This window comes from Paenibacillus sp. FW101-FHT12H11, assembly GCF_058790355.1.
Map to the genome: position 1 here is coordinate 165,826 of NZ_JBYTCO010000004.1, position 14,341 is coordinate 180,166.

Below are 14,341 nucleotides of genomic sequence, written 5' to 3' on the forward strand. Positions count from 1 at the left end.
ACTCCCTGCCGTCGTAATGAAAGCGCTACAATAATACTCGTAGCAAACATAGTTTAAGGGGGAAACAACGCATGGCAAGAAAAACGCTTACATGGACGATGACGACGATGCTTAGTCTCGGTTTGGTTCTATCCGGGTGCTCCAGTTCTACGACAGAGAGCGCCAGCTCACCGCAGCCTGCCAAAGAAACAGCCAAGGCAGCCGCAGAAAGCGCGCAACCAGCTAAGAAAGTAACGATCAAAATGATGCACCTCTGGCCGACCGGTAACTCCGCAACGCAAAACAAAATTGTAAACGATATCATTAAAGAGTATCAAACGGCAAATCCGAATGTGACAATTGAACAAGAAGTGCTTGAGAATGAGCAGTATAAAAATAAAATGAAGGTCCTGTCCACTTCCAACGCATTACCGGATGTAGGCTTCACTTGGGCTGCAGGCTACATGGATCCTTATGTAAAAGGCGACATGTTCGCTCCGCTAGACGACCTGCTGCAAGGCGATTTGAAGGATAAATTCGTGAACGGAACGACGAACGCCTATGCTTTTGGCGGCAAAACCTACGGGCTTCCCGTGGAATTGAACATCGTGCCGGTGTACTACAATAAAGCGATTTTCGCGAAATACAACCTGCAAGTGCCGAAAACCTATGATGAATTTAAAAATGTGGTTAAAACGCTCAGCTCCAACGGTGTTGCCCCAATCGCGCTTGGGAACAAGGACCGCTGGACCGGGTCCCTGTGGTATATGTACCTGGCCGATCGCATCGGCGGACCGGAAACGTTGAAGAAAGCCATTGACCGCACCGGTTCATTCAATGATCCTGGCCTGGTTCGCGCAGCTTCCGAAATTACGCAACTGGTTGATATGAACGGGTTCAACAAAGGCTTCAACGGACTTTCCAACGATGAGGGCAAAGCGGAATTCATGAACAGCAAAGCGGCTATGTACATGATGGGAACATGGGAACTGCCGAATTACACAACGAATAAAGATGTTCCACAAGCGTTCAAAGATCAAATCGGCTTCTTTAAATTCCCGACCGTAGATGGCGGCAAAGGGAACTTGGACAGCTGGGTTGGCGGACCGGGCGTAGGCTTGTTCGTTGCCAACAACTCGAAGGTCAAAGAGGAGTCCAAGAAATTCGTTTCCTTTTTCGTTCAGAAGTGGGGCGAGCACGCGATTTCCGAAGCGGGTGTGATCCCGGCGACGAAAGTAGATACTTCCAAGGTGAAGCTGCCGCAAATGTACATTGATTTGTTAAATGAACTTAATAAAGCAAGCAACATCACCTTGTTCGCTGACGTACAGATGAAACCGGCTTCCGCTGAAGTTCACTTGAACATGATTCAAGCGTTGTTCGGCAAAGCAGTCACGCCGGAAGAGTTTGCGAAAAAGCATGAAGAAGCCTTGGCCAAAGAAGGTAAGTAACCACATGAATCGAGTGGGAAGGGCATACCCCGACACGCGGTATGTCCTTTTCCTTTATCGGTAAGGAAGGGAAGTGTCCGTTATGGATAAAGTCATGTCCAATAAATCCATGATCGCTTTGTACGTCATTCCCTCGTTACTTCTGGTTGTGGCCCTGATCTACATGCCGATCGTCATGACGGGCTATTACGGATTAATGAAGTGGGACGGCGTCGGTAAAATGAGTTTTATCGGCTTGCAAAATTACATGGAGCTGCTTCGTGATGAGCTGTTCTGGAGCAGTGCGAAGCATTCTTTTCTGCTTGCTATTTTTTCAGCGTTGAGCTTGCTCGTCTACTTGTTGGTAGCGCTGGTGCTGTCGGCCAACCTTCGTGGAGCCAATCTGTTTCGCAAAGTATACTTAATTCCGATGCTGCTGTCCTCAGTAGCAATTGCCCAACTATGGCTGAAAATTTTCCACCCGACGAACGGGATGCTCAATCATATCCTGACGTCGCTGGGGGTCCAGCATACACCTGAATGGCTTTCGAATCCATCGATCGTTCTCTATGCAATTTTTATTCCGATCCTGTGGCAGTACGCGGGATTCTACATTCTGATTTACTATGCCGCTTTGAAAAATGTGCCCAGTTCGCTGATTGAATCCGCGCGCATTGACGGCGCCAGCCCATGGCGAATTGCCTTGTCCATTCGTATTCCTCTGATCGCCGAAGTCATGAAAGTGACCGTAGTCCTTGCAGTTGTAGGGTCGCTGAAATATTTTGACCTAATCTATGTGATGACAGGCGGGGGGCCGAATGGTGCCAGTGAAGTTATGGCCTCCTACATGTACCGTAAGGCGTTCAAAGGCTACGATTTCGGCTACGCCAGCGCCATTGGCTTTTTCCTGTTGATCATCTGTCTCGTTGTGACATGGCTGATTCGCAAAGCAACGGCATCCAAGGATAACATCCAGTATTCGTAACGAAAGGAGCTTGATTAAGATGAATATCGAAATGATTGAGCGTCAAGCGCAGCCTCAAATCATGCGGAGCAAGCTGCCGGGACGGATTGGATATGGCGTGCTGTATGCTATTTTGACCATCGTTGCTGTGATTCAGGTCGTTCCTTTGTTGTGGCTTATGCTGTTTTCGTTAAAAAATAACGAAGAAATCTTTAATCTGGCGCCTATGGCCTTTCCGGAACGGCTGCGCTGGGAAAATTATGAGAAGGTGTGGACGCAGGGACATATCAATAATTACTTTTTCAACAGTGTCTGGATGACAGTGGTTTCTGTAGCGGTTACGGTATTGTTGGCCAGCTTGGTCACCTTTGCATTAACGCGGATGAAGTGGAAGCTCCAATCCTTCGTGCTTGGGCTGTTCATGGTGGGATTGATGATTCCGGTGCACTCGACGCTGATCCCGCTGTTCAGTTTTTTCACTAAAACACATCTGACCAACCACCCATTATCCATCATCCTGTCGTACATCTCGTTCAATCTGCCGATTACGATTATGATCATGCTCGGATTCTACTACACACTGCCTCGTGAGGTGGAAGAAGCGGCTGTCATGGATGGCTGCTCGGTGAATCGCATGTTCTTCAGCATCACGCTGCCGATGACCGTCTCGGTGCTTTCCACGGCTGTTATTATCAATATGATCTACAATTGGAACGAGTTTATTTTCGTCAATACCTTCATTAGTTCCGAGAAATATAAAACGCTAACCGTCGGGGTGCAAAATTTCATCGGTCAATATACGACAGACTGGGGAGCTATCGGGGCTACGTTGATGATCAGTATTTTGCCGATTCTGCTGGCTTTCCTGTTGCTCAGCAATCGCATCGTGGAAGGTATTGCTGCGGGTTCTGTTAAAGGGTAATAAAATCATAGGGTGTCCACTTTTGAAACTCTCGTCTATCGGGGGTTTATTTTTTTGTGAAAAAGTGGACTTAACTAGGTACGGACAGATGTGACACTCTATGTTACAATAGGACAATGCAAAATTGACCCGCGGATGAAACAACTAGATTCACAGGGTTCTGTAACTAGACATTGAAAGAAGGTTTAACTATGAAAAAAGGGCTCTGGTACGCCATTATAGCTTATATCGCATGGGGCTTGTTGCCTGTTTATTGGAGATCGTTTGAGTCGCTGCTGGCAGGGGAAATCTTGGCACACCGCGTCATTTGGTCATTTGTTTTTATGGGTCTGCTTCTATTCGTAGGCCGCGGCAAGATGACGCAGCTCAGAAACATGTTTACAAACCGCAAGACTTTGCTCGTGGTCGCGGCAAGCTCAATCCTGATTTCGTCCAACTGGCTAATCTTCATCTGGGCTGTTAACAATGGCCATGTCATTGAGACGAGTATCGGATATTACATTACCCCATTGTTTAATGTCATGCTTGCTGTCTTGTTTCTGCGTGAGAAGCCAAATCTTGGTCAGTGGCTTGCCGTCGCTTTGGCGGGAGCCGGCGTTTTGGTAGCTACGATCGACTACGGCAGATTCCCGTGGGTATCCTTGTCGCTGGCGGCTTCGTTCGGCGTTTACAGCTTGGTGAAAAAGAAGGTGTCCTACGAAGCATCGGTTGGACTGGCTGGGGAAACCGCGTTCGTTTTTCCTATCGCTGTCGCATATATCGTTTACTTGCATTTCACTCATCATGAAGCGGCTTGGTCGCTTCCTACTGTTTCGTTTGTGCTGCTTTTATTGTCAGGCGCGGTAACGGCTTTGCCTTTGCTGTGGTTTGCCAAAGCAGCCGGGCGGCTTCCGTTATCGATGTTGGGTTTCATCCAATACATCGGACCTTCGATTACGCTGCTGCTCAGCATTTTCGTATTTAAAGAGAAGTTTTCGCCGGTGCTGTTTATCAGCTTTTCCCTGATCTGGGCGGCGCTTATCGTGTACGCTTTGGCGTCGATGCGGGTGGCTCGGACGAACGCCGCTACTGCTAATGCTGCCGCTTCGGCTGCGGAGGCGGGGTAAGTTTGGGCCATATGTGGCAGGGAAGATCTGATTACTTGGAGTAGTTAGTTTAGTCGGTGCTTGGAGTGGCAGTAGATATATAGTGTTACTTGGAGTAGCCGAGCCGCGGATAGAGGAACGACAGGGCGCTATTTGAGCTGAATCAGCCCTAGTCCCGTCCCAAGCGGAACTACAGGGCACTATTCACCCGCGAATTAGCACAGTTCCGCTGAAATCGCCTGAATAACGGACCGTAGTTCCCTCTAACTAGCCAAATGTCCGCTTTTCAGCAAAATAGTGGACCACAGTTCCCTCTCTTATAAAAGGGGCTATCCCGCAAGTCTAACTGACTTGCACGGATGGCCCTTTATTTTTTCGACCAGCATCATTTGATCTGTCATTGGCCTGGAATTTGCTCTGGAATTTAATTTTATAACGGTAAATATTAACTGAAATAAAATTTCTTGATTGGCGACTGGGAATCCGTTAGGATAGGAGAAGATCATCTTGTATTTTCAAAAAAATATTCGTATGATATTAGTAATTTTAGCTCAGATAATATATGGCGAGTAGGGAAAAGCGATGGCAATTAACGATAACATTTTGATCAAAATTCGGGATATGAAAGAAAGTCTTACGCCTGTAGAGAAACTGGTGGCCGAGTATGTCTTAGAGAACTTGGAAGAGATTCCTCACTTATCGATTAAGAGTCTCGCACAGTTGACGAAAACGAGCGACGCATCGGTGCTGCGGTTCTGCAAAACGATGGGTTACAAAGGTTACCGTAATTTTATCGTCAGCATCTCTGCTTCAATTGGCTCTATGGATGACGAGCAGAAGGATCAGTATACCGATATTCAGCCTGGGGACGATCTTTCGATTATTATCTCTAACATTTCCCGTAACAATAGCAAATCAATTGAAGATACCTTAAGTGTGATTGATAAAAATGAAATCGCCCGCGCGGTGAAGGTGTTGCGCGAGAGCAGCCGCATTGTTTTTTTCGGGATTGGTGCATCCGGTTTGGTGTGCATTGACGCGGAGCAGAAGTTTTCGCGGATTAACAAGATGTGCCATAGCTACACAGACGGGCACAGCCAACTCACCAATGCCACACTTCTTGATAAATCAGATGTAGCCATCTTTATTTCCAACTCCGGCAGCACGATTGAAATTATCGAGTCGCTGGACATTGTCAAAAAGAACGGCGCTACGGTCATCGCGATTACGAAATATAACAAAAGCGAGTTAGCGGAAAAGGCGGACATCGTGCTCAGCATTTCGACACCTGAGGTTACAATCCGCAGTGGGGCAATGGGTTCGCGTATTGCTATGCTAACGGTCATTGATATTCTTTTTGCTGGAGTCGCCAGCGCAGAGTACAAAAAAGTGAAGAAATATTTGTCCAAGACACATGATATCATCGCTAGCATCAAACACCGCAAATGAATAAGAAAGACAACGGCTAAGCATCATAAAATCGTTGTCTTTTTTTTGTCGTATTCCAAAATAAAAATTCAAATTTTTTTTGTAAAATAAAATAAAATTTCAAAAAGTATTGACCATGATGAAATTTTTCGCTAGTATGAATTTAGAAACTTAAAGAAACAGGATAGGAGGATGAGACAATGGATGAGTATCTGTCGGGGTTGACTACGGAAGAGATTAATGAGAAAACACTGATGATCGACGAATGTACAACAGAACAAATGCTGCATTTGATGAATGAGCAGGATGCGACAGTTCCCGCAGCCGTAGGAGCGGAGATTCCGCAGATTATGAAAGCGGTTGACATTTTGCATCATGCACTGAAAAATGGTGGCAGAATGTTCTACGTAGGGGCCGGATCTTCTGGCAGACTCGGTGTGCTCGACGCTTCTGAATGTCCTCCTACTTTTGGTGTAGATGCCATGCTGGTGCAAGGCCATATTGCTGGAGGCGACGTGGCCCTAAGATTTGCGGTTGAAGGATTTGAGGATAACGCAGAAGAAGGGGTCGCACTTATCGAGCGTTGCGGAGTGACTGACAAAGATGTGGTTATTGGAATTACAGCTAGTGGAAGCGCACAATTCGTCATTGCTGCTTTGAGAAAAGCGAAGGAAATTGGGGCTGCGACAATCGGCGTTGTAAATAACAAAAACTCGAAATTAGCGCCTGTCTGTGACGTATGCATCGCGCCTGTCGTTGGGCCGGAAGTGATTATGGGATCCACCCGTTTGAAAGCGGGGACAGCACAGAAGCTGGTTCTTAATATGCTTACGACTTGTACGATGGTCAAATTAGGGAAGACTTATAACAACCTAATGGTTGACATGAAAGCAAGTAATATCAAATTGCGTGATCGTTCCGTACGGATTATTCGGGCGGCATCAGGCGTTGACGATGCGACTGCGATCGCCCATTTGGAAGCTGCTTCCATGAATTGTAAGCTAGCCATCATGATGATCAAAACAGGCATGAATGCCGCGGACGCTGAACAAGCCCTGCAGCAAAGTGAAGGAAGTTTGAAAAGAGCCATACGTACCTTTGTTCAAGTTGTGTAAATAACTGAAATTATTAGGAGGTCTGTTTTTCATGAAAAGAAAAATGCCCGTATTAGCATCCGTTGTAGCTTTAACAATGGCTTTAACCGCTTGTGGTGGCGCTTCAGGCACGAAAGAATCGAGTTCACCGGCTGCATCAGCTCCAGCTGCTAGTGCTGGCGCTTCAACAGCGAAAGATACCATTACGGCACTATTGCCACCGGTTTCACCGAACTACCAAAAAACTTTCGAACAAATGTCCAAAGATTTTAATGCGTTATATCCTAATCTGACGTTGAAAATCGAACCGGCTAGCTGGGAAGATATGAAGCAGAAGTTGGATACACAAGTGAATGCGGGCAGCCCGCCGGATATTGCATTCGGAGGCTCTGACGGTATCCCGAAATACGTGCAGCAAGGTTTGCTCATGGACATCACGGATACAGCAACTCCTGAAATGATCAATGATTATGACAAAGCTCCACTTGATTACATGAAAAATGGCAAAGGTCTTTACGGCTTCCCGGCGTACATGGAAGTACACGCATTGGGCGGAAATAAAGAGTTCCTAGAAAAAGCAGGAATCGATTGGAAAAAAGTACAAACAAGCGGCTGGACGTATGACGAATTCCGTCAAGCGATCAAAAAAGGCGTAGTTACTGAAAACGGTAAAACGCGTTACGGTTTTGTGTTTGCGGTGAAAGGCGTTGCTGCAGTTGACTACTTGGGTATTATGGCGAAAAATGCCGGTATGCCGAACGCATTTGATAAAGATTTGAAATATGCATACACTAGCAAAAATTACTTGGGTCTACTGAAAGACCTTCGTCAGCTGATTGATGACGGATCCATGCCGAAAGAGCTTAGCTCCGTAGACGCTGGTAAACGTTGGAACATGTTCTTGACAGGTCAAACGATGATCACAGGTAAAGGTCTTGCCGTGTTTGAGAACTCTGCAAAAGCAAACAACGCAAAACTGAAAGCAAATGATGCAAGTGCAGTAAAAGATTCCATCCCTGTTGATTATGTAGTATTGCCGGCTCCAACTTTCCAAGGGGCTAAACAATCCGCTGCTGCTGTCGTTGACGGTTACATGACGTTCCGCGGTAAAAAGGAACCGACTGCCGAGCACAAAGCAAACGTTGTTAAAGCGGCTTACTTCCTAGCTAGCGGTAAAAACGCGGCGACAACAAATAATGATTTGTTCTCCGCACACATCACGCAAAGCGCTAAAAAAGCGGCTGAAAGCATGAAAATTGAGAGAAGCCCAGAGAACGTGGCTGCTGTTGAATATATGCTTAAAAATGCAACGCCAGCTCGTTCCGATATCCCAAGTGAACTAGGCGCTAAAGCGATCAAATTGGAAACGGAAGTTATCGTTCCTAAGTTCCAAGGTCTAATCGCAGGCGAAGTTACACCTGAAGCGATGTACGAAGCTGTGAAAACTGCCGCAATTGCTGCATTTGGCGCAGACGGCGTTGTAAAAGACTAATTAAAAACCGTACATTTCGGATAGTCGTGAAAGCAACTCACACGACTATCCGAACTATTTTAATCCGGGTTTTCTGAAACGGGGTTTGGGGGTTAGAGGAAATGGCAACGAATATCGCTAAACCGATAAAAAGAAGAGGAATCAAAGGAGAAGGTGTCTGGGGATATGCATTTATTGCCGTCGCTTTGGTTGTTTTTGCGATGTTCACCGCATATCCGGTTGTAAGTGCTTTTATTATCAGTCTCCAGGAATACAAACCTCTTGGTTCCACTTATGTTGGATTCGCCAATTATGCTTCTTCATTAAAAGATCCTTTGTTCTGGCAAGCCATGCGAAACACGGTCGTTTATACGGTACTGACCGTACCGGTTAACTTGATCTTATCCATGGTGATCGCGATCTTGATTCTTCCGCTGAGGAAGAAAACGCAAGGATTCTTCAAAGGTATTTATTATTTGCCAGTCGTAGCATCCGGTGTTGCTTTATCAGTCGTATGGCTATGGATCTTCGATCCGCTTGAGGGCGGGATTCTCAATCAACTGATTCATTTCTTCGGATTCAGCAATCAGAACTGGTTGGGTTCAAGTAAAACAGCTATGTTTTCTTTGGTCCTGATGTCCTGGCTATCCAGTCACGGCACAAGCATTATCATCTACCTGGCTGGACTTCTTGGCATTGATGATACGTTCTATGAGGCAGCGGAAATGGATGGCGCGAACTTCTTCCAGAAGCTGTGGTACATTGTTGTTCCTGCTTTGAAACCAGCTACGTTATTCCTTCTGGTAACGGGTGTTATCGGTTCTTTCCAAGTGTTCCAGAACGCTTACCTGATGACCGGCGGTGGCCCGAACAATGCGACGACGATGGTTGGCCTATTGATTTTCAATAATGCCTTTACTTATTTTGAATTCGGTAAAGCCGCGGCACAATCGCTGATACTAGCTGTTATTATCGCAGGAATTTCCGTTATTCAGTTTAAATTTGCCGGAAAAGATGTCGACTATTAAGAGAGGGGATGGATAAATAATGGCTTTATACAGCAGTCATGCAGGCAAACCTAGAGTAAAAACCATTCGTAATTCAATCATTTTTATCGCCCTTCTCCTTTTTGCTTTGGCGACGATATTTCCAATCTATTTCATGGTTATTTCATCCTTTGCAGATCCGGTTGAGGCAGGAGCGGTGAACTACTCCATTTTACCAAGCAAGTTCACATTCGCTTCCTTCAAATACTTCTTTGATTATAGCGAGTATTCGTATCGGTGGATTCTGAACTCCCTGATCGTAGCTACGACAGTCATGGTATCCAATGTGATTTTCGCCAGTATGGCTGGGTATGCATTTTCCAAACTTCGTTTTAAAGGGAGAGGCGTGCTGTTTGCGGTATTGCTTGTCTCCATGATGATTCCTTACCAAGTTACACAAGTTCCTTTGTATATTCTTGTTGTGAATGTGTTCAATTTGCAAAACACGTACAGCGCATTAATTATGCCGGGTATCGTTACGGTCTATAATATTTTTCTTGCTAAACAGTTTATGAGCAGCATCCCGAACGAGATTATGGAAAGTGCCAAAATCGAAGGGTGCAGCCAATTCACCATCTATTGGAGAATCATTCTGCCTCTGTCCAAAACCGTCCTTGCCGTTATGGCGATTCTAACGTTTATGGATAGCTGGAACACGTTCTTCTGGCCGCTTCTGGTTACCAATACGATGGATATGCAGACGATTCAATTGGGACTCAAAAACTTCCGCTTCGCCAATACGACGTTTATCGCGCCGATGATGGCAGGGGCTACGATCTCAGCACTACCGATGTTTATTCTTTTCTTCAGCTTGCAAAAGTACTTCTTGGAAGGTGTAACGGTTGGAGCGGTAAAAGGCTAATACAAGCCGAGCGTGGGGGAGGGTTCACTTCAGCATGATTGTGTCTTGGGATCAACAATATCGTCAGTCCGTTATTGATTTATGGAATGAAGAGGCCGTGAAGGATGGCTATAAGGAACTGACGGAAGAAACCTTTGAGCGTATTTTCACGGCCAATCCTTATTTTGATCGTGAAAATACCTTTGTGTTACTGGATCAAAATGAGGTCAAAGGCTTCGCCTGTGGCTGCACAGGGGATGATCTGCCGCTTGGGGAAGTGGCTGGATACATCACCTGCATCGTTTTGGCCGACCGGTTCCAAACAGATCAGAACTATCAAGGCATGTTAGACGTATTAGAGCATCGTTTTCAGCAATTGGGGAAAAAGCAAGGCGAGGTCTTATTCTTTAATCCAATGTTACTGCCATGGTATATACCTGGGACTCCTAAGCATGAGCATAACAATGCGCCCGGCGTGCCGATCGAAAGTAAATTGTATGCGTTTTTGCTGGAAGCAGGGTATGTGGAACGTGCGAAAGAATGTGCGATGTATTTGAAGTTGGACGGTTTCACCATACCGGAAGATGTAAGAGCCAAGGAGCATAAGGCGTCAGCTGAAGGATACACGGTGGAATTGTTCGATACGGAAAAGCATAACGGCGTTAAGGAAATGCTTAATGGCTTTAACAATCTTTTGTGGCAAAGGGAAATAGGGCAGTGTACGGCAGAAGGTGTGCCAGTGGTCATTGCTGCATATAAAGGCAAAGTCATCGGATTTGCAGGCCCGGTCATTCGTCAAGACAACGGACGCGGCTATTTTGCGGGCATCGGCGTGCTTCCTGAGCATGAGGGCCATGGACTGGGCAGCCTGCTTTTCTTTAAGCTGTGCGAAGCATTCCGTTCAATAGGGACGGATTACATGTCGCTCTACACAGGCAGTACGAATCCGGCCATTCGCATTTATGAGAAGGCAGGTTTTACAACCGTCAAACAATTTTCTGTGATGAGAAGGGAGTTTGTGCAAATGAGCGAGCAAAAGTTAACGATATTAGCGATCGGCGGCCATGTTGGGGATGCCGAATTAACGGCTGGAGGCGTATTGGCAAGCCACTTCTTGAAAGGTGACCGCATTGCGACGCTGGCGCTGACAGCAGGCGAACGCGGTGTTCCGGCAGGACAAGATATGGCGGAATATCGCGTGCAGAAAGTGAAAGAGGCGAAAACATTTGCCGACATGCTGGGCGGGGAAGCTTTCGTCTTCGACGATATTCCTGACGGCGAGCTGCAGGATAACCAAGAGATGCGCTTCCGTGTAGCTGATGTCATTCGTCAAGTTCGACCTAACGTGATCATTACACATTGGAAGAACAGCATGCACAAGGATCACATGACCACGCACCGCATCGTGAACGATGCCCGTTTTTTTGCTGCCTTGCCGACATTTGAACGGGAGCTTCCAGCCCATTTTGCCCAAAGATTGTATTATGCCGAGAACTGGGAAGATGCGGTGGACTACCGTCCTTACGTCTATGTTGATTACGATCAGGATGCCTTCGATCTATGGGTCAAAGCCGTCTCCACGCATTGGTTCGTAACCGGCAGCAAGTCGTTCAAGTACTTGGAATACTACAAGCATTTGATGAGAGTCCGCGGACTTGAGGCCAGAAAAGAATATGCACAAACGTTCATGATTCCAGAAGAAAATATGCGTGTGCTCAAAACTGAATTATAGAAAATCATCCGACCTCTACACGCAGCCGCTTATCACGAATGGCTTGGGTAGAGGTTTTGTTCAAAAAAAAGAAGCGAGCGAGGGGAAAGCTATGATTCTTAATGGGATTGATTGTATCGGGCAGTATGCTCATCTATTCAAAGGGAAACGGCTGGGGCTGATTACGGCGCCAACGGGATTGAACAAGGATTTTGTTTCTACAATTCAAATTTTGCACGAGAATTTCAACCTCGCAGCCTTGTTTTCTCCGGAGCATGGGGTGCGGGGAGATCAAGCCGCCGGCGCGCTGGTAGAAACGTATTTGGACCCGATTACACAGGTGCCTGTACACAGCTTGTACCGCAAAGATTCCAAACGTTTGAGCCAAGAGATGCTGGATGAAGTCGATATGGTCGTCTATGATATTCAGGATGTAGGAACCCGCTATTATACGTTTATTTATACGATGTTATATGCTTTGGAAGATTGTGCGAAAGCAGGGAAGCCTTTTGTCATTCTCGACCGGATTAATCCTCTGGACGGGGTGACGGTGGAAGGCAATATTTTAAAACCGGAATATCAGTCTTTTGTAGGGAATTATCCGCTTGCAGTCCGTTACGGGTTGACGGTCGGAGAACTTGCCATGATGGCAAATGATCAGATGAACTGGCAGTGCGAGCTGCACGTGGTCCGCTGTGAGGGTTGGGAGCGAAACATGCTTTTCCCGGAGACGGGCCAGGAGTGGATCATGCCTTCCCTGGGACTTCCGCGATTTAGATCAGCTTTGCTGTATCCAGGAACTTGCATCTTTGAAGGCACGAACTTGTCGGAAGGGCGCGGGACAACCGTTCCTTTTGAAGCCATAGGAGCTCCGTTCATCGATGGGCAGAAGCTGGCGGATGAAATGAATGCCAAGAAACTGCCAGGCGTTGTTTTCCGGCCGGTCTATTTTAAACCGAGTTTCTCGAAGCATCAGGGAGAATCCTGCAGCGGCGTTCAAATCCATGTGTTGGATACTCGCGCTGTCCAGCCACTTGAAACGGGAATCACTCTGCTCTACACGATCAAGAACAATTATGAAGAATTTGCTTTCCTGCCTCCTTTCCGAGAAGGCTCCAGACCTTTCATGGATTTGTTATGCGGAGACAATGTGTATCGACAAGACCAGGTGAACGTTCCGGATCTGCTTCAGCAATTTCGTGAAGAGAGCCAGACCTTTGCGCAGATGAAACAGCCGTATCATTTGTACAAATAGAATAAACGGAAGAAGTGATAAGTAACCCAATGACAAGATACGTAGCGGGGCTAGATGGCGGAGGTACCAAAACAGCGGTAAAAATAGCTGACGAGAGCGGCCAAGTGGTGCATAGCTTTAAATCTGGAGCGATTAACTATAACGGGCAAGATGCGGAGAGCATCAAGCGGAGCTTTCAGGACATTTTTCAAGGCATTAGCGATGCCTGCGGGGGACTGGAGCACTGTGAACAAATTGTGATTGGTGCAGCAGGGGTTAGCAATCCTAGTGTTACGTCCCGCTTGGAAGCGAATGTCAGAGAATGCGGCTATCAAGGGAATGTATATATCACAGGGGACCAGGAAACGGCGCTTTGCGGCGCGCATGATCGGGAATACGGCATTATTTTAATTGCGGGTACAGGGTCTATTTGTTATGGCAAAAAAGAGGACGGAACGATTCACCGTGCCGGCGGTCTGGGACACCTCATCGATGATGAGGGTAGCGGGTACAGCATCGGCCGCGACCTGTTGTCTGCGCTCGTTCGGGCTAATGATGGAAGAATCGGGGAGACTGTCATTACCGGTATGGTCTATGAACAGCTGCAGCTGACGAATGTTCAGCAGATCGTTGGTTTTGTCTATAACAAAGAGACGAACAAGAAGGACATCGCTGCTTTGGCACCGATTCTGTCTAAGGCTTGCGAACAAGGGGACGAAACAGCGCTGGCTATTGCGGCTAAAAACGCTGCATCGCTATTCGAGACGGTCGTCCCTGTCGTAGAAAAACTGTCCATGCAGCACGGAAGCCTTGCAATGGCTGGAAGTGTATTGCTGAACAATAGTCATGTGCGGAACGCGTTTGTTCAAAAACTGAGTGAGAAATATCCGGATTTGACTTGTATTACGGCTAAAAAGGATGCGGCGAGCGGTGCTGTTTTGATGGCGCTGAACCGTTTGAAGAAATAGATGGAAGAGATAGGCTGCGATGGAGTGAGATGGATTGAGATAGACCGAGATAGATTGAGAAAAGTTGAGATACAGCGAAATATAGCAAGATAGAGCGAGTTAGAGCAAGATACATCGAGATACACCGAAACAGACCGAGACAGAGGAAGACATAAAGAGTTAATTTGC

Annotated in this window: 12 protein-coding genes and 1 pseudogene; all 13 read left to right on the plus strand. The window is 46.6% G+C overall.

Going from position 1 to position 14,341, the window contains the following annotated elements; translation table 11 throughout:
* Nucleotides 1-71: 71 nt before the first annotated feature.
* The 13 genes and pseudogenes from AC3WTJ_RS14345 (at nt 72) to AC3WTJ_RS14405 (ending at nt 14,173) form a co-directional block, all read left to right on the plus strand.
* Nucleotides 72-1,430, plus strand: a complete 1,359-nt coding sequence (locus AC3WTJ_RS14345) for an extracellular solute-binding protein (RefSeq protein WP_407869667.1) — start codon at nt 72-74, stop codon at nt 1,428-1,430.
* 82 nt (nt 1,431-1,512) lie between these two features.
* Nucleotides 1,513-2,394, plus strand: coding sequence for a carbohydrate ABC transporter permease (locus tag AC3WTJ_RS14350; RefSeq protein ID WP_127457874.1), 882 nt, complete (start codon nt 1,513-1,515; stop codon nt 2,392-2,394).
* Nucleotides 2,395-2,425: 31 nt separating this feature from the next.
* The gene (locus tag AC3WTJ_RS14355) at nt 2,426-3,295 is read left to right on the plus strand and encodes a carbohydrate ABC transporter permease (protein WP_246069314.1); all 870 of its coding nucleotides are present in this window, start codon (nt 2,426-2,428) and stop codon (nt 3,293-3,295) included.
* 191 nt (nt 3,296-3,486) lie between these two features.
* Entirely contained in the window at nt 3,487-4,401 is a 915-nt protein-coding gene (rarD, locus tag AC3WTJ_RS14360; RefSeq protein ID WP_492522356.1) for an EamA family transporter RarD, read from the plus strand.
* 561 nt (nt 4,402-4,962) lie between these two features.
* Nucleotides 4,963-5,829, plus strand: a complete 867-nt coding sequence (locus AC3WTJ_RS14365) for a MurR/RpiR family transcriptional regulator (RefSeq protein ID WP_127457871.1) — start codon at nt 4,963-4,965, stop codon at nt 5,827-5,829.
* A 179-nt stretch (nt 5,830-6,008) separates the two neighbouring features.
* Nucleotides 6,009-6,923, plus strand: a complete 915-nt coding sequence (gene murQ / locus AC3WTJ_RS14370) for an N-acetylmuramic acid 6-phosphate etherase (protein WP_127457870.1) — start codon at nt 6,009-6,011, stop codon at nt 6,921-6,923.
* A 31-nt stretch (nt 6,924-6,954) separates the two neighbouring features.
* On the plus strand, nt 6,955-8,394 hold the full coding sequence (locus AC3WTJ_RS14375; protein WP_492522357.1) for an ABC transporter substrate-binding protein: 1,440 nt from the start codon (nt 6,955-6,957) through the stop codon (nt 8,392-8,394).
* A gap of 101 nt (nt 8,395-8,495) precedes the next feature.
* The gene (locus AC3WTJ_RS14380; RefSeq protein ID WP_127457868.1) at nt 8,496-9,401 is read left to right on the plus strand and encodes a carbohydrate ABC transporter permease; all 906 of its coding nucleotides are present in this window, start codon (nt 8,496-8,498) and stop codon (nt 9,399-9,401) included.
* Between the two features lie 19 nt (nt 9,402-9,420).
* Nucleotides 9,421-10,281 (plus strand): carbohydrate ABC transporter permease, encoded by an 861-nt coding sequence (locus AC3WTJ_RS14385; protein WP_157317660.1) that lies wholly within the window; start codon nt 9,421-9,423, stop codon nt 10,279-10,281.
* A gap of 526 nt (nt 10,282-10,807) precedes the next feature.
* Nucleotides 10,808-11,242 (plus strand): annotated as a pseudogene (locus AC3WTJ_RS14390) (GNAT family N-acetyltransferase); the annotation flags it as partial.
* 42 nt (nt 11,243-11,284) lie between these two features.
* Complete coding sequence (locus tag AC3WTJ_RS14395; RefSeq protein ID WP_492522698.1) at nt 11,285-11,992, plus strand: PIG-L deacetylase family protein; 708 nt, start codon at nt 11,285-11,287, stop codon at nt 11,990-11,992.
* 91 nt (nt 11,993-12,083) lie between these two features.
* Complete coding sequence (locus tag AC3WTJ_RS14400; protein ID WP_492522699.1) at nt 12,084-13,226, plus strand: exo-beta-N-acetylmuramidase NamZ family protein; 1,143 nt, start codon at nt 12,084-12,086, stop codon at nt 13,224-13,226.
* 29 nt (nt 13,227-13,255) lie between these two features.
* Nucleotides 13,256-14,173 (plus strand): N-acetylglucosamine kinase, encoded by a 918-nt coding sequence (locus AC3WTJ_RS14405; protein ID WP_492522358.1) that lies wholly within the window; start codon nt 13,256-13,258, stop codon nt 14,171-14,173.
* Nucleotides 14,174-14,341: the final 168 nt, after the last annotated feature.

Coding starts and splice junctions, on each gene's coding strand:
- AC3WTJ_RS14375 (WP_492522357.1), top strand. CDS start 6,955: ATGAAAAGAAAAATGCCCGTATTAGCATCCGTTGTAGCTTTAACAATG.
- AC3WTJ_RS14395 (WP_492522698.1), top strand. CDS start 11,285: ATGAGCGAGCAAAAGTTAACGATATTAGCGATCGGCGGCCATGTTGGG.
- AC3WTJ_RS14350 (WP_127457874.1), top strand. CDS start 1,513: ATGGATAAAGTCATGTCCAATAAATCCATGATCGCTTTGTACGTCATT.
- murQ (WP_127457870.1), top strand. CDS start 6,009: ATGGATGAGTATCTGTCGGGGTTGACTACGGAAGAGATTAATGAGAAA.
- AC3WTJ_RS14385 (WP_157317660.1), top strand. CDS start 9,421: ATGGCTTTATACAGCAGTCATGCAGGCAAACCTAGAGTAAAAACCATT.
- AC3WTJ_RS14345 (WP_407869667.1), top strand. CDS start 72: ATGGCAAGAAAAACGCTTACATGGACGATGACGACGATGCTTAGTCTC.
- rarD (WP_492522356.1), top strand. CDS start 3,487: ATGAAAAAAGGGCTCTGGTACGCCATTATAGCTTATATCGCATGGGGC.
- AC3WTJ_RS14400 (WP_492522699.1), top strand. CDS start 12,084: ATGATTCTTAATGGGATTGATTGTATCGGGCAGTATGCTCATCTATTC.
- AC3WTJ_RS14365 (WP_127457871.1), top strand. CDS start 4,963: ATGGCAATTAACGATAACATTTTGATCAAAATTCGGGATATGAAAGAA.
- AC3WTJ_RS14355 (WP_246069314.1), top strand. CDS start 2,426: ATGATTGAGCGTCAAGCGCAGCCTCAAATCATGCGGAGCAAGCTGCCG.
- AC3WTJ_RS14405 (WP_492522358.1), top strand. CDS start 13,256: ATGACAAGATACGTAGCGGGGCTAGATGGCGGAGGTACCAAAACAGCG.
- AC3WTJ_RS14380 (WP_127457868.1), top strand. CDS start 8,496: ATGGCAACGAATATCGCTAAACCGATAAAAAGAAGAGGAATCAAAGGA.